This is a genomic window from Fibrobacter sp. UBA4297 (genome assembly GCF_002394865.1).
In the GTDB taxonomy this organism is placed as follows: Bacteria; Fibrobacterota; Fibrobacteria; order Fibrobacterales; family Fibrobacteraceae; genus Fibrobacter.
In genome coordinates, this window is sequence record NZ_DGUZ01000019.1 from 143,039 (window position 1) to 163,624 (window position 20,586).

The window sequence follows — 20,586 nt, forward strand, 5'->3', positions numbered from 1 at the left end:
TCTAGTTCCTCCTTATTAGCGCAAGCTGTCCGAAACGAACGGGAGAATAGCCATCTGACGGGCACGCTTGATAGCTTCGTTCAGCATACGCTGATACTTAGCGGAAGTGCCAGAAATGCGGCGCGGGATGATCTTGCCACGTTCAGAGATAAAACGACGAAGAGTCTTTTCGTCCTTGTAGTCAATGAACTTGACGTTGTTCTCGGTGAACCAGCAAGTCTTCTTGCGGCGAATACGAGTAGCCTGCTTCTTATCTTCAAAAGCCATTATTCAGCCTCCCCTTCTTCTGCGTCAACCGGAATGATTTCTTCGGTGGACTGTGCCTGAGTCTGGTCGTAAACAATTTCGCTCATCGGATAATCAGCGAGGGTCATCCAACGGAGAACGTTTTCGTTAAGCTTGAGAGCGGCTTCCATAGCAGCGACTGTTGCAGCTTCTGCCTTGTAGTAGAAGATGACATAGTAGCCGTGCTGGCGCTTGTTGATAGTGTAAGCGAGCTTGCGCTTGCCCCAGTCGTCACGGCGGAGAATTTCGCCGTTACCGCTAGTGATGTTCTTGCCGATGGTCTCGACTTCAGCCTTGATAGCGTCGTCAGAGATCATAGCGTCGATGATCACCATCGTTTCGTATTGTCTCATAATGAGTCCCTTTGGTCTATCGCCCAGATACCGACATTGGCTCTGGGAGGGTTCCGATAAAATCGGTACGAGTAATATAGAAAAAAGCGTTCCTGATGTCAAACCTCAAGAGGCAGTTGGGAGCAGGAAGTCGACAGCAGGTAGTTTTAAATTCCGAACTGGAGGCCCAAGAACCCGGCTACCGCCCACTCTCCTACACCGCGATTGAAATACCGTTGGAATATCATTTCAAAAGAAACCCACGTCGATCGCAGGTTGCGTTCAGCCCAAGGCCATAATTCGCGCAAGTTGAACGCGATTCCAGGACTCATCGAAACAAGCTGGGCCCACGAGAGATTAAACTCGTAACTAGCGCTGCCCGTAAGACCAAAGTAGCGAGACAGGGCAACGCCCATGCCAACTTCCGCCCCCAAAGTAAAGCCATCGAGCGAGAACATCTTTTCACAATTCTTTTCGGCTTCAAGCCTTTTGACGGCCTCATCCACATCTGAAGAGTCACTAGACACGACCTTGCTCGAATCCGTCCCGTCCGTATGCTTCTTGTGGACGCCTTCTTTCAGTTCCTTGCGGAATTCCGAGAGGTCGGTCGTCTCCAGCCCAAGCATTACAGCGGCATAAAAATCCGCCCCTGTGAAGCCCTTGTGAAATCTGGCATTCAACCGGTAGCGTTGATACATGAGCATGACATCGCGGTCCAGCGTTCCGCCAAAAAAGCGAACATCAAAACCACCCGTAACATAATCCTTGTAATGATATTCTAGCTGGCCCTGCCACACGCCAAGACAATCGCAATCTTTGGATGCATTGAAAAGACCTGCGCCAAGGCCTACGGAAATTCCCTCCCTCAAATACGCCGACTGGTGAGGCAAAGGAACGTTGTACTCAATTTTGGGTTGCGATGTTTTTGCCGATTCAGGCATGACAACATAAACAGTATCGACGATGGTATCGCGAACGATTTCGCTATCAATTGCGGTATCAGCAACGGAAGTTGTCGAAATGGCGGGATTTGCAAAATTCGTGGAAACATCGTTCCTGCCGGACTGCATAGCGGGCTCTGGAGCCGCAGTGTCTAAATTTGCGTTTTTTTTCGAATCTTTGCGAGAGGCTGTTTTGCGAGACTTCGCCGATTTGGACGTTGTAGACTTTTTAGCGACCACTTCGGACTTCGTTTTTTTTGCCTTGGAGCTAGAACGAGCCGGACCGGAAGCCTTGGCTTCGGCATAGACGTTCAGAATCAACAACAAGACTAAAAAAAGAATTCGCACGAGTGTAATTTAATAAAAATTATTTGCTATTGCGACTTGCCTCAATCTGTTGAATCCGTGCATTTTCTATTTCTGCACACTTTTTCGAGACCTTATCATAAGAAAGCGTCGTAAAAGTTTCGCGAGGAGGCATAAGATCGAGCATCATTTTTTCAATAGCCATAGCGCCCTGCATTCCAAGTATGGAAGCATTGCACAAATCCAATCGACGACTGGTTTTACGTTTATAATCCTTCAGAGAGACATCAACAGAATAGCCATCCCAAACAAGATCCGAGTGGTATTCCTGTTTGTATTTTTCTATAGAATTTTTTAGTGATTTTGCAATTAAAGACTTTTCGGGACTCAGTAGCGCCCACTGGACCGAATCGATATTCGGCTTTGTCCATTTTTTATAGCCATCATCATCAATATTTTCCGCACTACACATGCGATAGGTGGCACGATAAAAAACAGAGTCATTCCGTTCCCTGACGGCTATGATGCGGGTATCATTCCACCAGGCGTCTTCCTGAATCATTTCTATTTCGTAATCAGCATTCTGCGCTAACTCCAATTCAACACTCTGCAATGGTTCATCAACAATTTTTCCAAACGGAAACATTTCTGAATCATGATAAACCAACCATTTAATGGCCAAGAACAGAAGCAACACAACGACAGAACCAGCTATTACATACAAAACTTTCTTCGTCTTAAAAAAATTCCCGATAAAAGCTCCCAAGACATATAACGCAAGCAAGAACAAGCCCTCAATAGCCATTTCTAAATCATTCTTACAAGCTAGCCATTGGACACTCCGGAAAACAACAAATGCCGGAAGAAGCAAGCCAAGAACTAACCAAAACTTTTTCCACGACGTCCGTTTGCGAAGAGCAAAGAAAATAATTCCCGGGAGGATTACGGGAAGAATCTCCGTTGCAAAAGTCATTAAGCATTTGAGAATTTCACTCATTTTTCCTCCGATTTATTTAATTCTAAGGAATCTTTTTGATCTAGGATTTTAACTTGTTCAGCAGCTGTTTTATTTTGTCGACTATGAACGATGCTTTCGACAAAAACGTTGCGAGGATCATTGCACTTTTTTGCAACATCCCTGTAAGAAAGCGTGGTATAAGTTTCACGCGGGGGCATAAAGCTTTCGAACGTCTTTTCAATCGTCATGGCATCGTACACATGGGAAAGTTTTGCATTCGGGAAATACAGACGCCGACGAGTTTTGCGTTTGTAGTCTTTGAGCACGACTGAAGACACATCGCCATCCAAAACATCGTCTGTAGATAATTCTTGACTGTAATCTTCAATAGATTTTTTCAACTTTCGGACAACCACCGACTTTTCTGAATCCATCAATATCCACTTGCCATCCGAAGTTCCACCGAATTGAATTGTCAATTTCGATTCATCGTAATCATAACCGGTATTGGCACACATATTATAAGTAAACTTAAAAAATACGGAATCATTCTTTTCGCGGAAGGAGACGGTTTTGGAATCATCGCCCCACGCATCTGATTCAGACAAGAACATTTCATAATCTGCATCTTGGGTGGCTGCTAAATCGTTTTGTTCCAAAGGTTCATCGGAAATTTCGCCGTAAGGATGAACCATGAGGCTCCAACAAAAAAACAAGAAAATAAAGAACGGTACAATCACAACAAAAGGAACACACAATCGATGCCAAATTTTTCTTGTATTGAACGCTCGGCCAAAAAATCCACAAACCATAAAAGAGAAGATATAGAGCAACATTGCCGCAAAAGGCAGCATTATTGAGAACAAGTGATCTACGACATCGCAATCAAAATTGGAAACCGCCCAAATATAGCCGCAAACAAGGACACAGAAAAGAGTAATCCAAAGGCCGAGCCAAAGTTTCTTTAAACGAAATTTCTTATAAAATAAAGCAAACAGAAAACTTAGCAAGTGCGACAATGCTGGCAAAATCATAAATTGTACCAGCATCAGATAATGCTCCGAGGGATTAGGCATGTGCGAAGTATCCCTAAAGAATTCTTGAAAAAATTCCGATATTTGCCAAAAGAAATTTATCATAAGGTTCAATATACACAAAAGCTCCCGGAGGAAAATCCGAGAGCCTTGTAAAATGATTTTTTTAAAGGAGATGCCCGGTCAGTGCCGGGCATGACAAAAGTAGAAGCCGAGCGGTCTCTTAGTAAGTTCCTAATAAGTTCCGAGCAAATGACGGACGCGATCCATCATGACCTTGGCCTTGGCGCGAGCGCGTTCCTTACCATAAGCGAGAATTTTTTCGATTTCGTCGGTATGGTCAAGCAAGTAGAAATACTTTTCGCGAGCGGCACCGAGATGTTCTTCGAGGACGTTCTGGAGTTCCTGCTTGGCGTGGCCCCAACCCATACCGCCTGCACGGTAGCGGGCCGCGAGAGCTTCGGTTTGTTCCGGCGTTGCAAAAAGTTTGTACAACTTAAACACATTGCAAGTATCCGGATCCTTCGGTTCTTCAATGCCCTGGGAGTTCGTCACAATCTTGCCAAGGCGCTTTTTGAGAGCCTTCGGTTCGAGGAAGATGTCGATGTAGTTGTCGTAGGACTTGCTCATCTTGCGACCATCGAGGCCTGGGATAACACCGGTGGATTCCTGGAAAACCGGTTCCGGGACGGTGAACACGTCTTCGCCAAAGTGCTTGTTGAACTTGATGGCGATATCGCGAGCAAATTCAACATGCTGCTTCTGGTCCTTGCCCACCGGCACGATGTCAGCGCTGAACATGAGGATGTCGGCGTCCATGAGGCATGGATAGCAGTAGAGGCCCATGTTCACGTTGGAATCCACGTCAACGCCAGCGGCTGTGTTGGCTTCGACCTTCGCCTTGTAGGCGTGGGCGCGATTCATGAAGCCCTTCGGCGTGAAGCAGCTGAGAGCCCAGCTAAGTTCAAAGATTTCAGGAATATCGCTCTGCTTGTAGAACAGGGATTCTTCCGGGTTGAGACCGAGTGCAAGCCAGGTCGCCGCGACCTTGTAGATGTTCGCGCGCATTTCGGCGCCGTTCTGCACGGTCGTCAAAGCGTGATAGTCCGCGATGAAATAGACAGTGTCGTAAGTCTTCGTAAGTTCAAGAGCCGGGCGGATTGCGCCCACATAGTTGCCGAGATGGGGAGTGCCAGTCGGCTTGATACCGGTAAGTGAAATCTTTCTCATGGCGTGCAATTTAGGAAAATTTCAAGTCCAGCGAGCACGGCAAGCTCAATAAAACAGCCGAAAAAAAGCCGATTTTGAAAAAACGCCTATTTTTACGTGAAAAAGCCTCTAAACTGCGGAATTTTCACGTAATTTCATTAGTTTATTCATAACAAAATGGGCTAAAAGCTCACAAACGCCATAAAAACCTTGCGTTCTAACATATTTTAACGTTCAAAACATCCATTTTGCAGCAGACAAGATAACAAAAAAATCAAAATTCCGGGCAAAAGACTTAATTTATTTAGAATTTTACGTGATAACAGCTCAAAAAATTAAATTTATCACGTAAAAAACGCCATTTTTTTGAAATTTCGTTTTTTTCAGCCACAGCGGACACCCCAAAAGTCCTTCAGCCTCCTAAATCAAGTATTTTTTTACCAATTGCCGCACAATCCCCGAATTCAAAGGCTTATCAAGCCTTTCCATAGTAAAAATCAAATTATCACCAGGAAAAAATCCACTATTTTCATACAACTCAATCTTAGAGACTGCATTTTGCGCATAATCAGGATTATCCATGATTCCAAAATGCTCCCATACAATTTCTTTTCGCGTACGAATATTCAAGCATGTAAAATCAGAAAACACCTTCACACGATGTGTTTTTTCCTCAGCCAATAATTCATGGGGATACTCATACCGATATGGTACTCCTAAATTATTTAGGGTATCCGCTATTATAATTTCTGACTTTGATCGAACGTACTCCCCTTTCGCAGTCAAGAAGCCAGTATTTTCAACAGGTTTTCTTCGATAATTCAAATTTTGCCATTGCTCGGCATAATCCTCATCAGGTATGTTCAGTGGAACAATTTCGTTACGCCATTCAATAGGCATTGAAGCATATATAGCTTCACCATTCTGCGGATGATATGCTTCCAACAATCCATTCAAAACGTCTCTTTGGTGTTTTAAATTATCAAGCACCAAAGCATTATACTTCTTTTGAGCAAGAGATTGAATTAATTGAACATGCCGACCTGATAAATAGGTTCTTTCAGAATTCAACTTTCGTTGCCACTGCCATTTTGTGTGGCTCCGCGATCCATAAAGAACTCCTTCCGGAGCCTTATCTAACTGAACCTGTAAAAAGTCTATAGCCTTTTGCAATTCGTCTATACGAGCTTGCACCTGTTGCAAAAGATTATCAGGCGAAAGCACCAATCGATAGATTCTTGTACCGCTTTTCATAAAGCGCTCCTGCCGTTAAGGCATATTCATTGAATCATAAAAGAAAGCGATATAGCAAAGAATCTAGGAAAGAATATTAATAACAGCCTCAATATATAAATTAACAATCTTATCAAAAAAGCAAAAATTGAAAAAAAGCCAATTTTTACGTGAAAAAGCCGTTAAATAGCTATTTTTTCACGTAATTTCATTAGTTTGTTCTTTAAAAAAGCTTCTATAAGACGTGAATATGTGTACAAAACCGCCCCAAAAGTTACTACTAAAGCATTTTTGCCTCCTAAAAAGACAACCCAGCAACAAAAATCCCGCAAATACGGTTACTTTATCCATATTATTACGTGAAAACACAAACAAAAAATCAATTATTCACGTAAAAAACACTCTTTTTAAAAATTTTCGTCGCCAAAGCGTCTTTTTTTGTGCAAAATCGCACACTTGCGCGGGGAAAGTGCTGTGTTGGGGTAAATTCGGGGGAAAAATAGCGCGTTATCGTTTTCTTTTATTACATTTCCTTGTCAAATGATTAAAGACGAGAAATACATATTGGTAGATAGTGAAGAATCGCTTGCAAACTTGCTTCTCGATTTGGAGCTCTATGACATGGCCGCCGTCGACACCGAGGCGGATTCCATGTACCATTACACGGCTCGTCTCTGTCTTATCCAGATCACCATTGGCGAACACCATTATATTGTGGACCCGCTTTGTGGGCTGGACCTTGCACCGCTGTTTAAGGCACGTGCAATGCAGACGCTGATTTTCCACGGTGCAGATTACGACCTCAGACTTTTATGGCAGACTTACGGATTCTCTCCGAAGAGCATTTTCGATACGATGCTTGCCGCAAAGATTCTGGGCGAACAGCACCTCGGGCTTGCCGATTTGGTCAGGGAATATTTTGGCGACGAGCTCAAGAAAGAAAACCAGAGAGCCGACTGGACGATTCGACCACTTTCGCTGGACATGTGCGAATACGCCATCCACGATACGTTCTACCTTCACGAACTTTGTGCCATTTTAGCAGAAAAGCTGCAACAGGCCGGTCGTATGAGCTGGCTCACGGAGCAGTGCAACACGCTTATCGAACACGCAAGGACTCCGAACGCCCCGAAAAAAGATCCGTGGCGCATTACGGGTTCCAGCATTTATAGCCCCTGCGCATTGAACATCCTCAAGCACTTGTGGGAATGGCGCGAAAAGCAGGCCGAAGAACTCGACCGTCCACCTTATAAGGTGATGCAGTCCGAGCTGATGCTTGCGATTGTGAACGCCCAGAATTCGCATTTCCCGGAAGTCAGCGAAATGTTCCTGCCCAAGCTCCCGCGCAATTTCAAAGGCGACCGTCTGGAATCGTTTTTGAACATGCTGCGCACAGCTGTGGCCGTTCCGGAATGCGATTGGCCGATGCGCCTCCCGAAGGCTCCACCACCGCCAGTCATCCCGCATTCAGACTTGCTCAACGCGCTTAAGACGTGGCGTGACGAAAAGGCCGAAGAGCTGAAAATCGACGCTGCGCTCCTCGCGAACAAGTCTCAGTTGATTTGGCTTGCCGCGCCAGGGAACATCCCGTGGGAAAAGCGATACGAAGAAGCGCACTTGATGCACTGGCAGCAGTGCCTCTGGAACGAAATTCTGCGTGACAAGTTGCCGACGGCAAAACGCATAGGCGACGAAGAATAGAGCCTCAAAATAAAGGTTTTTAAATGGCCGCGTCCATCGTTATTGTAATCTTAGTGTTGCTGATTTTTGGCAGCAGCCCCATCGTTGAGATGATCTTGAAGATGCGTCGCATGAAAAAGGGCGACGACATCATCAAGGAACCGTGGCAAGAAATCCACGACATTCCGGGCTACCACGATGCAAGGAACATCGCGGCTTTTTACCCGCTCAAGGGCGAGCCGAACATCATGCCGATTCTTGAGGAACTCGCCACCGAAGGACGCCTTTTGCTCCCGAAGTGCGAGGGGGACGGCATCATGCTCTTCTACAAGATTGCAAACCTCAAGAAGGACCTGGTCAAGGGGCACTATGGAATCATGGAGCCCCGCGAAGGCATCGAGAAGTTTGAAGGCGACATTCCTGTGTTCCTGGTCCCGGGCGTAAAGTTCAATTGGGACGGGAGCAGACAAGGACACGGCAAGGGATACTACGACAGGTTCCTCGCCAAATACCCTAACGCATTTAAGGCAGGGATTATGACTCCGGCGCAACTTTCCAAGGAACCGCTAGAGCAGAAAGAAACCGATGTGAAAATGCACACGGTGATTGCCTGCCGAGAAAAGTACTAGCGTGGAATTCTAAATTTTTAATGGAGATGCCCGCTCAGCGGCGGGCATGACAATTTAAACCTTTTCATGGAGAATCCAGAAAATGAGTTTCAATAATGACGACAGCCGTCGCGGTTTTGGTAACGATCGCAAGCGCCACTTTGGGCGTACAGCACGCCCCACATTCGATGAGGCGAAGTTCAACCGCGAACATCCGGACGAACCTGAACGCGCACCCGAACGTCGCGAATTTTCACAGGAACGCCGTGGTGGCATTGGTAGCCAGGCGCACCTCCGTCGCGACCGCGACGATTTTGCCAATCGCCCGAGCCGCTTCGACAGCGACCGTCCGAGCTTTGGCGACCGCCCGAAGCGCTTTGAAGGCGAGCGCAATTTTGGCGAACGCCGCGAATTCGACAAGACCCGCGCCAATCAGGAAAACTTCGTGCCGGCAGTCGGTGATGCCGATGCAGCCCCGCAGGTCGCCGTCGGTGGCATCAAGGAAGTCGAAGAACTTTTGAACAAGAACCCGCTCCAGGTCCACCGCGTGCTCTTCATGCACAAGTCCGGCAACCCGAAGCTCTATGAACTCCAGAAGCTCGCCAAGCGCGCCCACGTGCACGTGCAGCAGGTCGATTCCAAGATTCTTGACAGCTACGCCCGCCCGAACCACGGCGTCGTTGCACTCATGAACGAGAAGGAACTCCTGAACTGGATGGACGTCCGCGAAGAATTCTTCAAAGCCCGTGACACGGGCGAAAAGAAGCTCATCGCCGTTGCCACAAACATCGAAGACCCGCGTAACCTCGGAGCTTGCATCCGTAGCTCGCTCGCCTTGGGCGTTGACATTTTGCTCCTCCCCGCAAAGGGCATGTGCGGCATTACCCCGAGCGTCGCCCGCACTTCTGCAGGCGCACTCGAAAAACTCCGCATCTGCCGTCCGGACAACCTTGAAGGCGCCATCGGCGAACTCAAGATGGCCGGCTACCAGATTCTCGGGCTCGACGCCGACACAGAAACAAACCTCGCCGGATTCGACTTTGCAGACCACGTGGTGCTCGCCGTCGGTGGTGAAGACGTGGGCCTCCCCCCGTTCATCAAGAAGCAGTGCGACGCCGTACTCCGTATCCCGATGAAGCCCGAAGCTCATTCGTACAACGCATCTGTAGCCCTTTCGCTCGGCCTTTACGAATACGCTCGCTTGCGCATCAAAGCATAATTTGCACAAAACGCGCGAAATTAGCCGTTGTAAAGTTGTAAACACAAACAACGTGTAAACAGAAATAAACGCACCCTTTCAACGAGGGTGCATTTATTTTTAGAAGAGATGGATAAGGAGTGTGGATACATTATGCTAAAAAAAGCCCTATTATCGTGTTGCTTTGCGGCAGGGATGTCCCTTGCGCAAACGTACGACTTACCGATTGTTTTCGTTGATACCAAAGGCAAATGCCTTGACAAAAATGTCACCGAAAAAATTCCTGCAACAATGCGCGTACTCGATGGAGAAAAAAACTCCGTTGCAGACAGTGCCAAAGGTACGCTTTATGACATTGGCATCAAGGTAAGAGGGCAATCATCCGCCTTGTTCCCGAAGCCAGGCTATGGCGTAGAAGTCCGTGACGAAAAAGGTGAAGGTCTTGACGTCAGCCTGTTCGGGCTCCCGCCTGCAGACGACTGGGTTTTCCATGGTCCTTATGTAGACAAGAGCATGATGCGAAACGCTCTCGCCCACTGGCTCTTTAGACAAGCAGGCCACTACAGCCCACGCACTAAGCATTTTGACTTGTACATCAACGGCGTTTACCGCGGCGTGTACGTGCTTATTGAAAAAATCAAACGCGGCAAGTATCGCGTGAACGTAAGCAAGCTCAAAGAAACTGACGTTAGCGGCGAAGACGTGACCGGCGGCTACATTTGGGCTTTTGACAAAACGGGCACCAACACCGGTGGCGCAGGCAGTGGCCCCATCGAAAAGGAAGGCTTTAACACTTCTGACGGTTTAAACGTCATTTTGCACTACCCCAAAAAGGAAAACATCCAAAAGCAACAGGAAGATTACCTGAAAAAATACCTGAACGATCTTGAAGGCTTGTTCAAGAACGGCAAGAACGGTCAAGGCTATGAAAACTACGTGGATATGACATCGGCTCTGGACTATGTCTTGCACGAAGAAGTGACGAACAACGCGGACTCCTACTGGTGCAGTTTCTTCTTGCACAAGCCAAAGGACAAAACCGACAAGAACGGAGTCAAGACGGAAGGCAAGGTAACACTTGGCCCGGCTTGGGACTTTAACCTCGCCATGAGTAATGGCAGCCAGCCCGAAAATGGCGGAGGCAATAACGGCGGTGGCATGTGGGGCGGCGGCTTCGGTGGTGGTTTCGGTGGTGGCGGAAACGGCTTCGGAAGTTCCGGCACAAGCGGCTGGCAAATCGAAAACAGCCAAAAGTCAGGCAATGGCGGCATGTGGGGCATGGGTAGCTCCCTCAAGGCCCCAAACTGGCTCCTTGGCATGTGGAAGGACAGTCACTACCAAAGTGAATTGAAGAAACGCTGGGCAGAACTCCGCAGTGGCGTTTGGCACACCAAGACTTTGGATCTCTACCTCGATTCCATGAAGACGTACCTCAAGAACGCAGCTGACAGAAACTTCAAGCGTTGGCCGAACTTGGGCAAATCAAGCGGTCAGAACGATGCGGACCCGCAGCCAATGAAATACTGCAATAGCAGCAGTGGCGGTGGCTTTGGCATGCCTATGGGTGGCTACAACGCAACGACTTGGGACGGCGAAGTGGAACACCTCCGCAAGAAGATGAAAGAAAGAATGCAGTGGATGGACGAACAGCTTGGTTTCAAGGAACCGTCCACCCCCATTACGATGGCACCTGTTGACCCGTCAATCCATGATCCTGATTGGCAGAACGACGGCAAGGACAAAGATTCCATTCCGATGGGCATCCGCTATGACGATCTCAGCAGACTGTCTCCGACAAACTTCTTCGTGGTCATTGGCAACTACCTCGAAATCCACACGGATATGGGCGGCAAGTTTGCCCTAGTCGATTTGAACGGTGCTGTTTTGTACAAGACCCAAATTAAGACCGGAACGACCAACATCGAAATTCCGGCCAAGGCTCGCAACAGGCACTGGATCGCAACGCTTAATGGCAAGATGCTTTCCAAATGACCTCTTAAAAAAAATTCCTCACTTAATAGAAATGCCGGCTCACGGGAGTCGGCATTTTCCTTTTTTTTATGTATCAGCAATCAGAAATGTGTATGGCGACCCCGGCACGATGGCCGGGGTGACATTGCGCCCAAGGTAATAATTACGTGTTCCAAAGCCAGGTGCTGAGGTAGCGTTCACCAGTATCCGGAAGCACTGCGACAATGCGCTTGCCCTTGAATTCCGGGCGCTTCGCGACCGTAAGAGCACATTCGAGAGCGGCACCCGACGAAATCCCGACGAAGATTCCTTCTTCGGCAGCGGCAGCACGAGCGGCATTCCCCGCCTTTTCTGTGCTGGTCAAGTACACCTCATCAACAACCTTCGGATCGTAGTTCTTGGGGACAAAGTTTGCACCGATGCCCTGAATCTTGTGCGGACCAGCAACACCCTTAGAAATCATCGGAGAATCGTCCGGTTCAATTGCGATAACGTAAATATTCGGATTCTTTTCCTTAAGGAACTTCGCCGTGCCAGAAACTGTTCCGCCCGTGCCTGCAGTAGCAATGAACACATCGACCTTGCCTTCCGTATCGCGCCAGATTTCAGGACCTGTCGTGCGGTAATGAGCCTCTGGATTTGCAGGATTGTCGAACTGTTGCGGAATGAAGCTACCCGGATTGGCAGCAGCGATTTCATTTGCCTTCGCGATGCAGCCAGCCATGCCCTTAGCGCCCTCGGTCAGCACCACTTCGGCACCGAGCGACTTGAGGAGCATGCGGCGTTCCATGCTCATGGAATCTGGCATGGTAAGCACCACCTTGTAGCCCTTCACTGCACCTACGTAAGCAAGGCCCACGCCTGTGTTGCCGCTGGTCGGTTCGATGATGAGCGCACCCGGCTTGAGCTTGCCTTCTTGTTCGGCACGTTCAATCATGTTGAGCGCCACGCGGTCCTTTGCGCTACCAAGCGGGTTGAACATTTCGAGTTTCACATAGACTTCGGCATCGCCCTTGTTGAGCTTGTTGATGCGCACCAGCGGCGTATTGCCAATCGTTTCGAGAATGTTGTTGTAAATAGCCATAAAAAAAGTTCTCCGAACTGTACGGAGAACAATCTAGAATTATTTTTAGTGCGTTCTAGTTTCGCGGAGTGAATTCCGGAAGAATATTGAAATTGTTCCTACTCATGGTTTCCTGTTCGCTAACGATGGTTTCGAACGGGATTCCCGTGAAATTCTTTACGGCACATCCAAATGCCTTCTCGATATATTCGTAATAAGAACCGTTTGTCGCTTCGCATTCCGCCTGGAAAACTTCCTTGGCCGAACCGGTACCGTCATTGACTAGGTATACAATGCCGATGTCGGGTACTAGGAGGGTAGTCGTATTGGTTGAACGCCAGTCTCCGTATTTTGCGATATGACGCGTTACGCCGAATTCTTCCTGATAGATGCTTCCGGTACAGGTGTTGTCATCTTCGTTAAGGATGAATTTTTTACCTTCCGTTGTGAACTTGTATTCTGCGTCCATGTTAAAAATTAAGGGCATGCCGTCAATCTCGTCGTGTTCAATTTTTTGCGGGAATGCCGCGGCGAGGCTGTCCAGAGTCACGCGTTCTTCATCGGAAACCTCTAGGTTGGTCGTGTTGGGTTCAAGGATGAATACCCTGCCAGAATTCACCTTGATGCTGCTGTCGGGGTCTGATTTGGGAATGTCGTATTCTGTAGAGTCTACGCCATCGGCGATGGTGCTGCAGACGGCGTCGGATTGTTCCGTGAAACCGCCAACAATGGCATCGAAGTCGTTTGTTGGATTGGAGGCATAGCAGAAAACCTTCAGGTTGCCGTTCCTGCTGCAATTTGCATCGGCTACAACGTCAACCGATCCTGAAATGCATGATTCTTTGAATACGTTGAGAAGGCTGTCGCAAGAGCTCCCGAAGTTGCCGAGAGAAAGTGTCCTTTCCATGGTGTTGTCTTCGGTAATATGGATTCTTGCTAGATAGGACTTCTTACTTGCGTACTTGCCGGCAGAACACGTTGCTTCGGCCCCGTATTCTTGACCATAAATGGCGACTTCACCTTTGGCAATCTTCTTTACCGATGTTGCTGCGGTCGCAAAGAAAATATCTTGTTTCGGTTCGGAAGAATTGATAGAGGAACTACTGGTGACTTCTTCCGAAGAACTGCTGTTTTCGGCAGTCGCGTTCGGCATGGTCGTGGAACCCGCCGAAGAGGGGTTATCCGAAGAGCAGGCTGCCAGAGCGCAAAGGGCAAACGCGCCTGCGATATAGAGATTCTTCTTGAGGTTAAGCATGGTTCTCTCCTTCTATCTTGTTTGTAAACGGGAAAAGTTGAAAGTTCAGGCCATAGACCTGGTCCAGTTTGCCGCCCTCGTTTGCGATGGCGGCGATTTTCTTGGCGCAGGCATCTATTTCGGCGACGATGCGTGCATAGTTGGATTCGTTCACGCCGATGGTCATTCCGGTAAAGTACCGCTCGCTTGCGCTGTAACGGTCTACCGCACGCACGGCCATGTTGCCCATTTCCTTGTGCATGGCACGGATGGCAATCGGCTGCGCTTCTGCCGAGCCGATGACGGCCTTCTCAGTTTGTGAATAGGCCTTCTCGCCGTCCTTCTTCAGGAACCCGGCCTTCACCAGGAAGGAGAGGATGTCGCGGACCTCTTCGGCAGATACATATTCCTTGCACTCGTCGGCGAGTTTGCGGGGTTGTGCTCCGGGCATCATCGGGGCGAGTTCACGGATTACCGGGTACTTCCAGGATTCGTAATACTGGAACGCCTCGCTATCGGCAACGCGCACCTTGTGCTCGACTGCAATCTTTTCCAGTTTGAGCAGCGTTGCCTTCTTGTCGGCATCCTTGGTTGCCTTGGCAAGTGTCACGAGCAGCGAGAAGTATTCCTCCTCGTGACCCGCAAGCCCCATCGCATGTGCAACCTGTTCCATTTTGACAAGACTCAAGCTGCTCTTGCCTTCGCAAACAAGCTTTAGGTAAACCGGCGACTTGAACCCCGCCAGCTTGGAAAACTCTCGCCACGAAAACGCGCTCGTCCTTTTACGCTCTTCGTAAAAGTCCTGCATATACAGGCGGTAATCCTTATATTCTGTTATCGGTTTCATAAGTAGTCATTAGTTATTGGTCACTAGTTATTGGTCAATAGTTTTGGGTTAGAACATCCGTTCTTACATGTATAAATTTAGATTTCTCTCCAAGCGCACGCAATATTAAAATGATACAAAATTAAAGAAAAATTCAAATTTTTAAGGATTTTTATAAATATTTTTCAATTTTAAAATCTAAAAGATACACAATGTATCATTAATAAAAAAAGTCACTGGATCCTTCGACTCCGTTACACTCCGCTCAGGATGACAAAACGGAGCAATATCATCAATAATACAATTACTCCAACTTATTACAAAAATGCGTCATAAAAATTTCCACACCGCAACAAAATGAGGTATATTAAAATAAACCTATCAAATAAGGGAGTTTATTATGGCAAATAAATACGCTGGTACCCAGACCGAAAAGAATTTGGAAGCCGCATTCGCAGGCGAATCCCAGGCTCGCAACAAGTACACTTACTTTGCAAGCCGCGCCAAAAAAGACGGTTTTGAACAGATCGCTGCATTGTTCCAGAAAACCGCTGACAACGAAAAGGAACACGCCAAGCTTTGGTTCAAGGAACTCGAAGGCATCGGCGACACCGCCCAGAACCTGAAGGCCGCCGCCGAAGGCGAAAACTACGAATGGACCGACATGTACGAAGGCTTCGCGAAGACCGCTGAAGAAGAAGGCTTCACCGCTCTCGCCAAGAAGTTCCGCATGGTCGCCGCCATCGAAAAGATGCACGAAGAACGCTACCGCGCCCTCCTCAAGAATGTGGAAACGGCCAAGGTCTTCGAAAAGAGCGAAGTCAAGGTTTGGGAATGCCGCAACTGCGGACACATCGTGGTCGGTACGAAGGCCCCGGAAGTCTGCCCCGTCTGCGCTCACCCGCAAGCCTACTTCGAAGTCCACGAAGAGAACTACTAAAAGTCGAGAGTCGCGACAAGAAGCGCGTCTTGTTGCAACAAGACGCCACGCAGTTCGTTCTCATTACATTCGTAAAGACACCGGAGAAATCCGGTGTTTTTTATTGCACAACTTTTACGAGTCTGCCGTTCTTGACCGGCTGCGTTTTTCGCGAACCATTAACTCGATACAGCTTAACAGACTTTGAGACGGCGCGACGATTTTCTCGCCATAAACGTTTATTCAAGCCAACACTGCCCACGTTGTCAAGCGACACAGCGATAGAATCGGTCGAAACCGTAAAATTGTCAAATCGGATAAAGTTATCGTGCGTTGGAGCCCATTCTGTACTGCTCCCGCCATGGAACGTGGATAGGTAGAACTTATCGACATGCAAAGTATCATAATCGCGGAGTCTGAGCGTATCGACATCCAGCACAAGCTCGCCATCAAGCCACGCCTGCACGCGACCGTTCTTGTCGCCTTTTCCGGGGGCCGACACGGAGTTCATTGAGACTTTATTTACAATGCGGTGCCACTTGCCCACGGTAAATTGCGCTTGCGGATTTTTACCGCCGAGATCCCACTTGAAATCGTCGCCGTATTCAGAACGTTGCCCCATGAAATAAATCAGCTGGACAGCGTTCCCACCCTTGCGCCACATGATGCGGGCACTCCAGCCGTCGCCAGTTTCGGGCATGGCGTTACCAGTGTAACACTTACCGCCACATAGCCCCGGAAGCTTGCCGCCCAACTGGAATTCAAAACCTTCCTCGAAGAAAATATCGTACGCACTCCACATCGTATCGGCAGTTTTTACAAGCGGCTGTATGATTTGCGCCGCACATGCGGGAGTATCATTGTCATTCGGACCAACGCAACCCTTGGGGTACTTAAGCTGCAGCACATTGCCGTGCGCCACGCCATCATAGACAATCTTGGAATTTTCGCCACTGTTCTTTTCCATCGCATACCACCAGCTTTTATCCGTGGTGTTGCGCTTGAAATCTTCCTTAGCAAAGGCATTGTTGTAAACGCCGACATCGCGATTTTCGAAGTTGACAAACGAGACCGTGTCGGAAACGGTTTGAGCAAAAGCGGCAGAACAGCAAATCAAGATATGTAAAAATCCGAAACGCATATAGGTAAACTTTCGATTATAGACATGACGGCAGATTAGGTCCATCATGGCATAATGAGAACAACTCCTTTCAATATACATAAAAAACAGATTATATTTCAGTTATGTTCGTCTCCCAACTCCGTCCCCGCTGTTTTTCGTTCACGCTTCTGCTAAGCGTTTTTTTAATGCATGCGGAGGCGGCAAGTTTTGACGGCATTTTTGATGCGGGATGGACGACGGCCTACCAGTCAGCGGATTCCATCAACCACATGCACGTGCGATTGCATGCACTCGGCATAGAGCAAGTTGTGTTGCAATATGCGGCGGTCGAAAAGACGCACTTGTATTACCCTTCACAGCTAGACTTTTTGCAGAACACGCAATACAAGAACAACCAGCTTTTCCCCAAGAGCATCGATGCAGCGAAGCCTGCCGGGAACAAGCTTTGGTTCGGGCTTTATTACGATGGCGAAAACTGGTACACTCCGCCGACAGTTGAACAACTTGACACACTGGCATCACGGAATTTGAAAGTACTCGACGAGCTGCAAGCGCTTTACGGGAACGAAACTGTAATTGAAGGAGTCTATATTCCGCAAGAAATTGCTCGTTATTATTGGGACGGATTCCGCGAAGACGCAACAGCAGCGGCACTTGCAACGCATTTTTTAATTCCAGTCACGCAAGCCGCTCAAGCGAAAGGCTGGAAAGTCATGGCCGCACCGTTTTACAACCAGAATTTGGAAACGCCCGAAAAGTTGCAAGCATTTTTCGAACAACTTTTCGCAACAGGATTCAAGCCAGATATTATCGCCGTGCAAGATGGCGTTGGGACAAGCGATGCAGGCAAGCCGCATGCCAGCACAGCAACCGCCGGGAATTACGAGCGGGTGATTGCGAAAACTTGTACGCAATACGGGATTGAATTTTGGGTTGATATGGAACTATTCCGCACGAACGATTCGCACGCGCTTGCCGATAGCGCAAGACTTTCGGCGCAATTGGATACGGCACGAGCGGCAGGGGCGTCAAAAGTTATCGCATACGATTTGGCCGTTCTCGGGAATGCAGGGTTGGATTCGCTTGAAAAATGGTTCCCGCGAGACACGTCGCAAGCAACGGAATCAATTTTTGACATTCGCAGAATTCGCCAAGACGGGAATCGTCGCAATTCAAGCAAGTCGCGCAATAAAGAAATTCGTTATTACAAGCTGAATGGCGCAAGAGTAAAGACAAGCGAATAATTTATTATTATTTTCAAACAAAAAAGGAGAATTATGAAAAAATTTATCTTATTCATCACATTTACCTTCGCCCTCTTCTTTGCGGGTTGTGCAGGATCCAGCAGCAGTAATCCTTCATACACAAACTATCGTTTCTTGACAGGTAATCTGTACCTCCATACCGAAATTCCAGTACCCACAGAAATTGATCTTAAATTCATCAACAAAAATCACGATTACAAATACGCAAAACCGATTTACACCTATGAAAGAAGCCTCTCCGCTTTTTCATTTATCAAAGACGACGTCATTACAAGAATTAGGGCAATGGCCCCAAGGTTTATGAAAGCCGATACAAACTTTCACCCTGCTGAAAACTTGAGCGATTCAGAGTATATCGACTTTTATATCAAATACGTTCTTACACATTACTACCCATCGACATCCAAAGAGGATGCTATCTACAACAGTGAGCTCAACTACGGTTACAATTGTCATTATCCCAAGGATCCTGACATCATTCATTGCGTAGCGCTTCGCATAACGCCCCAAAGAAATTTTGTCGCCATAGAAATGACCGCTCCGACAAGATCCGAAGAGAATGTCAAAGACTGGATTGTACCCACAATCGAAAGCGTTGACGAAAAAATGGTGCAGAAATAAACCTCTATATATCGGGTCATGAATAAATTTATTTTCATCCTGTTTTTTGCAATTGGGCTTGGGACCGCTGCAGCTGACGCAATTGTCAAGGACAAAAAAGTCAAAGAGAGCACGCCCAAATACGCCATGACCAAAATCATGGATTTTAGCGGTAGCCAAGTTTTGCTGGACGAACGCACAGAAAAACTGCACATTCAAGAATTAATAAGCGGAGAGCACCGCACTTTTCCGCACCCGTTTGTTGCCATGGTCGGAATGGCTTTTGCAAACCACCACTCTATCGAAATTTTCCCCGACGACATTTGGCTTTTGATTATGGACGGCATCCGCATGCACGTCAAAAACAACCGCGACGCACTCAAAGGGAAATTTATTCAAAACGGTTCTGACACGAACATTGTCATTATCGACAATTTCCTAACTCCGCAAGCTCCGCCAACAGCGTGGAAAAGGAACATCTCCGAAATATACGACACGCTCTACCAAAAGTTGCCCGAAACGACAAGAACCACTTTCGATGTCGATTTTTCCACCTCCACCGCCATAGACAAATTCGTTTCAAAGACGATGCTCATGGCCATCAGCTCGGAATACTACACCTACACGATAATGACATTGTGTGGCATCCCGCAAATTTTCATCAAAGGCAAAAAAGAAGACTGGGAAAAACTGAAAAGTTCATTCGACAATCTGGCAAACATTCTCGACATGCCCTGGTGGGCAGAACAAATCAACCCGATACTCAATGAATTTGTCAATGCTTTTGAAAAAAAATACAACATGGAATTTTGGAGAAGCATCTACAAAGATGTGCCTCGTGGCAAAGGAAGTGGAACGCAGCCCAAAATCAATGGTTGGATAACCAAATTTTTCCCCTACATAGACAAGATAGGACCAGATCTTTCGATAATAAAACAATGGCCCCCCGAATTTATAGATTCATTCGATGAGGAATTGAAGCAGAAAATAAAGCAATTACAAGAAGAAGCAAAGCATCCCTTGAAACACCGCACCGACTGGGTCGAGCCGCTCGAATATAAGGATTTTACGATTGGCAAAAACGACGTTCCCATCAAATGGAAATATCTTGACCGCGAAATACCCCTGAAGCTTTCCACCGGTTTTTGGGGAGTGACCATTGACCCGAAAACAAAGCGATTGAAAGCCATCCGCGGGTATGTACTGACAAGAGAAACGAATTAGGATTTTTTCGTCAATTTGCCGCCAGCGATAAGCACCAAAAAGGCGGCACCGCCAACACCCACAATCTTCTTGATATCGCTCCAAAATTCACGACGTTTTTCTTTGCACGATTCGCAAAGTTTTTCAGAGTCCTCGGCTTTATCGCAACCGCATTTTTTGCATTTATTCCACAATTTCTGAAGCATAATCAAACTCCTTAATCATTGGAGGTGAACGAGAAGTCTTTTTAAAATACCATTTTTTGTTAGGAAAGGGAGTAATGGAGGTCACAGATTGGAGGATGGCATCCTCACCCAAACTTTTATATATTTGACGCCTACGGCGTCCGCGGCGGTGGCTCGGTAATAAAAATATGCCAGCATTTTTTTGCAACGCTCGCCTTGCACGCTTATGAAGTACTGGTTTAAAGGCGATGCCAAGGAGCAGTTCAAAATGGATTTCAAGAAATGCAGCGAAGTTTATGGCTACTTCTGGCTTTCCGCTAGACGAAATTCAAAAGCGTAAAGCTAAATATGATTGTGCATAATCCTTTGGCAAAGCGCCCAATACCAATAGGGTTATTAAAAGGTCATTACGA

General features: G+C 47.4%; 20 protein-coding genes. 8 read left to right on the top strand and 12 right to left on the bottom strand.

Annotated elements, in window-relative coordinates:
• Window positions 1-15: 15 nt before the first annotated feature.
• From rpsR to B3A20_RS11400, 7 genes are all read right to left on the bottom strand, one after another.
• Window positions 16-267 (bottom strand): 30S ribosomal protein S18, encoded by a 252-nt coding sequence (gene rpsR, locus B3A20_RS11370; RefSeq protein ID WP_173355777.1) that lies wholly within the window; start codon window positions 265-267, stop codon window positions 16-18.
• On the bottom strand, window positions 267-638 hold the full coding sequence (gene rpsF, locus B3A20_RS11375; RefSeq protein WP_290764884.1) for a 30S ribosomal protein S6: 372 nt from the start codon (window positions 636-638) through the stop codon (window positions 267-269). Before rpsF ends, rpsR begins: the two co-directional genes overlap by 1 nt.
• 146 nt (window positions 639-784) lie before the next feature.
• Window positions 785-1,885: a hypothetical protein gene (locus tag B3A20_RS11380; RefSeq protein ID WP_290764886.1), complete on the bottom strand. Its 1,101-nt coding sequence runs from the start codon at window positions 1,883-1,885 to the stop codon at window positions 785-787.
• 40 nt (window positions 1,886-1,925) lie between these two features.
• Window positions 1,926-2,861, bottom strand: coding sequence for a tryptophan-rich sensory protein (locus B3A20_RS11385; RefSeq protein WP_290764888.1), 936 nt, complete (start codon window positions 2,859-2,861; stop codon window positions 1,926-1,928).
• A complete protein-coding gene (locus B3A20_RS11390) occupies window positions 2,858-3,871 on the bottom strand; it encodes a hypothetical protein (protein ID WP_290764889.1) in 1,014 nt (337 codons plus the stop codon). Before B3A20_RS11390 ends, B3A20_RS11385 begins: the two co-directional genes overlap by 4 nt.
• Before the next feature lie 219 nt (window positions 3,872-4,090).
• Window positions 4,091-5,086, bottom strand: a complete 996-nt coding sequence (locus tag B3A20_RS11395) for a tryptophan--tRNA ligase (protein ID WP_012820331.1) — start codon at window positions 5,084-5,086, stop codon at window positions 4,091-4,093.
• Window positions 5,087-5,485: 399 nt separating this feature from the next.
• Window positions 5,486-6,319, bottom strand: a complete 834-nt coding sequence (locus tag B3A20_RS11400) for a hypothetical protein (protein ID WP_290764892.1) — start codon at window positions 6,317-6,319, stop codon at window positions 5,486-5,488.
• Window positions 6,320-6,838: 519 nt separating this feature from the next.
• On the opposite strand from B3A20_RS11400, the gene B3A20_RS11405 reads away from it, so the two are divergent.
• The 4 genes from B3A20_RS11405 to B3A20_RS11420 all read left to right on the top strand — a co-directional run bounded on the left by B3A20_RS11405 (window position 6,839) and on the right by B3A20_RS11420 (window position 11,776).
• Window positions 6,839-7,999, top strand: coding sequence for a ribonuclease D (locus B3A20_RS11405; RefSeq protein WP_290764893.1), 1,161 nt, complete (start codon window positions 6,839-6,841; stop codon window positions 7,997-7,999).
• Between the two features lie 53 nt (window positions 8,000-8,052).
• Entirely contained in the window at window positions 8,053-8,607 is a 555-nt protein-coding gene (locus tag B3A20_RS11410) for a 5-formyltetrahydrofolate cyclo-ligase (protein ID WP_290764895.1), read from the top strand.
• Window positions 8,608-8,689: 82 nt separating this feature from the next.
• Window positions 8,690-9,805 carry a TrmH family RNA methyltransferase gene (locus B3A20_RS11415; protein ID WP_290764898.1) on the top strand — a complete coding sequence of 372 codons (1,116 nt, stop codon included), beginning with the start codon at window positions 8,690-8,692 and terminating at the stop codon, window positions 9,803-9,805.
• A gap of 174 nt (window positions 9,806-9,979) precedes the next feature.
• A complete protein-coding gene (locus B3A20_RS11420; protein ID WP_290764901.1) occupies window positions 9,980-11,776 on the top strand; it encodes a CotH kinase family protein in 1,797 nt (598 codons plus the stop codon).
• Between the two features lie 142 nt (window positions 11,777-11,918).
• On the opposite strand, the gene cysK is transcribed toward B3A20_RS11420, so the two are convergent.
• The 3 genes from cysK to B3A20_RS11435 are packed head-to-tail and all read right to left on the bottom strand — an operon-like array spanning window position 11,919 to window position 14,899.
• A complete protein-coding gene (gene cysK, locus B3A20_RS11425; RefSeq protein WP_290764904.1) occupies window positions 11,919-12,839 on the bottom strand; it encodes a cysteine synthase A in 921 nt (306 codons plus the stop codon).
• A 55-nt stretch (window positions 12,840-12,894) separates the two neighbouring features.
• The gene (locus tag B3A20_RS11430; RefSeq protein WP_290764906.1) at window positions 12,895-14,073 is read right to left on the bottom strand and encodes a hypothetical protein; all 1,179 of its coding nucleotides are present in this window, start codon (window positions 14,071-14,073) and stop codon (window positions 12,895-12,897) included.
• On the bottom strand, window positions 14,066-14,899 hold the full coding sequence (locus tag B3A20_RS11435) for a TIGR02147 family protein (RefSeq protein ID WP_290764908.1): 834 nt from the start codon (window positions 14,897-14,899) through the stop codon (window positions 14,066-14,068). Before B3A20_RS11435 ends, B3A20_RS11430 begins: the two co-directional genes overlap by 8 nt.
• A gap of 379 nt (window positions 14,900-15,278) precedes the next feature.
• On the opposite strand from B3A20_RS11435, the gene rbr reads away from it, so the two are divergent.
• The gene (gene rbr / locus B3A20_RS11440; protein WP_085490822.1) at window positions 15,279-15,818 is read left to right on the top strand and encodes a rubrerythrin; all 540 of its coding nucleotides are present in this window, start codon (window positions 15,279-15,281) and stop codon (window positions 15,816-15,818) included.
• A 100-nt stretch (window positions 15,819-15,918) separates the two neighbouring features.
• Here the strand turns inward: rbr and B3A20_RS11445 are convergent, their stop codons facing one another.
• Window positions 15,919-16,938: a polysaccharide lyase gene (locus tag B3A20_RS11445; protein ID WP_290764912.1), complete on the bottom strand. Its 1,020-nt coding sequence runs from the start codon at window positions 16,936-16,938 to the stop codon at window positions 15,919-15,921.
• A gap of 167 nt (window positions 16,939-17,105) precedes the next feature.
• Between B3A20_RS11445 and B3A20_RS11450 the strand changes: the two genes are divergently transcribed.
• Genes B3A20_RS11450 through B3A20_RS11460 form a run of 3 tightly spaced genes read left to right on the top strand, consistent with a single transcriptional unit; the run spans window position 17,106 to window position 20,009 of the window.
• Window positions 17,106-18,164 carry a DUF4434 domain-containing protein gene (locus B3A20_RS11450; RefSeq protein WP_290764914.1) on the top strand — a complete coding sequence of 353 codons (1,059 nt, stop codon included), beginning with the start codon at window positions 17,106-17,108 and terminating at the stop codon, window positions 18,162-18,164.
• 33 nt (window positions 18,165-18,197) lie between these two features.
• Window positions 18,198-18,806 carry a hypothetical protein gene (locus B3A20_RS11455; protein ID WP_173387584.1) on the top strand — a complete coding sequence of 203 codons (609 nt, stop codon included), beginning with the start codon at window positions 18,198-18,200 and terminating at the stop codon, window positions 18,804-18,806.
• A gap of 18 nt (window positions 18,807-18,824) precedes the next feature.
• Window positions 18,825-20,009, top strand: coding sequence for a DUF4419 domain-containing protein (locus B3A20_RS11460; RefSeq protein WP_290764917.1), 1,185 nt, complete (start codon window positions 18,825-18,827; stop codon window positions 20,007-20,009).
• On the opposite strand, the gene B3A20_RS11465 is transcribed toward B3A20_RS11460, so the two are convergent.
• A complete protein-coding gene (locus tag B3A20_RS11465; RefSeq protein WP_290764919.1) occupies window positions 20,006-20,194 on the bottom strand; it encodes a hypothetical protein in 189 nt (62 codons plus the stop codon). The genes B3A20_RS11460 and B3A20_RS11465 overlap by 4 nt on opposite strands.
• Window positions 20,195-20,586 lie beyond the last annotated feature (392 nt).

What these genes read in the sequence shown, in the direction of transcription:
- rpsR (WP_173355777.1), bottom strand. Translation starts at nt 267, where the DNA reads ATGGCTTTTGAAGATAAGAAGCAGGCTACTCGTATTCGCCGCAAGAAG.
- rpsF (WP_290764884.1), bottom strand. Translation starts at nt 638, where the DNA reads ATGAGACAATACGAAACGATGGTGATCATCGACGCTATGATCTCTGAC.
- B3A20_RS11385 (WP_290764888.1), bottom strand. Translation starts at nt 2,861, where the DNA reads ATGAGTGAAATTCTCAAATGCTTAATGACTTTTGCAACGGAGATTCTT.
- B3A20_RS11390 (WP_290764889.1), bottom strand. Translation starts at nt 3,871, where the DNA reads ATGCTGGTACAATTTATGATTTTGCCAGCATTGTCGCACTTGCTAAGT.
- B3A20_RS11395 (WP_012820331.1), bottom strand. Translation starts at nt 5,086, where the DNA reads ATGAGAAAGATTTCACTTACCGGTATCAAGCCGACTGGCACTCCCCAT.
- B3A20_RS11400 (WP_290764892.1), bottom strand. Translation starts at nt 6,319, where the DNA reads ATGAAAAGCGGTACAAGAATCTATCGATTGGTGCTTTCGCCTGATAAT.
- B3A20_RS11405 (WP_290764893.1), top strand. Translation starts at nt 6,839, where the DNA reads ATGATTAAAGACGAGAAATACATATTGGTAGATAGTGAAGAATCGCTT.
- B3A20_RS11415 (WP_290764898.1), top strand. Translation starts at nt 8,690, where the DNA reads ATGAGTTTCAATAATGACGACAGCCGTCGCGGTTTTGGTAACGATCGC.
- B3A20_RS11420 (WP_290764901.1), top strand. Translation starts at nt 9,980, where the DNA reads ATGTCCCTTGCGCAAACGTACGACTTACCGATTGTTTTCGTTGATACC.
- cysK (WP_290764904.1), bottom strand. Translation starts at nt 12,839, where the DNA reads ATGGCTATTTACAACAACATTCTCGAAACGATTGGCAATACGCCGCTG.
- B3A20_RS11430 (WP_290764906.1), bottom strand. Translation starts at nt 14,073, where the DNA reads ATGCTTAACCTCAAGAAGAATCTCTATATCGCAGGCGCGTTTGCCCTT.
- B3A20_RS11435 (WP_290764908.1), bottom strand. Translation starts at nt 14,899, where the DNA reads ATGAAACCGATAACAGAATATAAGGATTACCGCCTGTATATGCAGGAC.
- rbr (WP_085490822.1), top strand. Translation starts at nt 15,279, where the DNA reads ATGGCAAATAAATACGCTGGTACCCAGACCGAAAAGAATTTGGAAGCC.
- B3A20_RS11445 (WP_290764912.1), bottom strand. Translation starts at nt 16,938, where the DNA reads ATGCGTTTCGGATTTTTACATATCTTGATTTGCTGTTCTGCCGCTTTT.
- B3A20_RS11450 (WP_290764914.1), top strand. Translation starts at nt 17,106, where the DNA reads ATGCATGCGGAGGCGGCAAGTTTTGACGGCATTTTTGATGCGGGATGG.
- B3A20_RS11455 (WP_173387584.1), top strand. Translation starts at nt 18,198, where the DNA reads ATGAAAAAATTTATCTTATTCATCACATTTACCTTCGCCCTCTTCTTT.
- B3A20_RS11460 (WP_290764917.1), top strand. Translation starts at nt 18,825, where the DNA reads ATGAATAAATTTATTTTCATCCTGTTTTTTGCAATTGGGCTTGGGACC.
- B3A20_RS11465 (WP_290764919.1), bottom strand. Translation starts at nt 20,194, where the DNA reads ATGCTTCAGAAATTGTGGAATAAATGCAAAAAATGCGGTTGCGATAAA.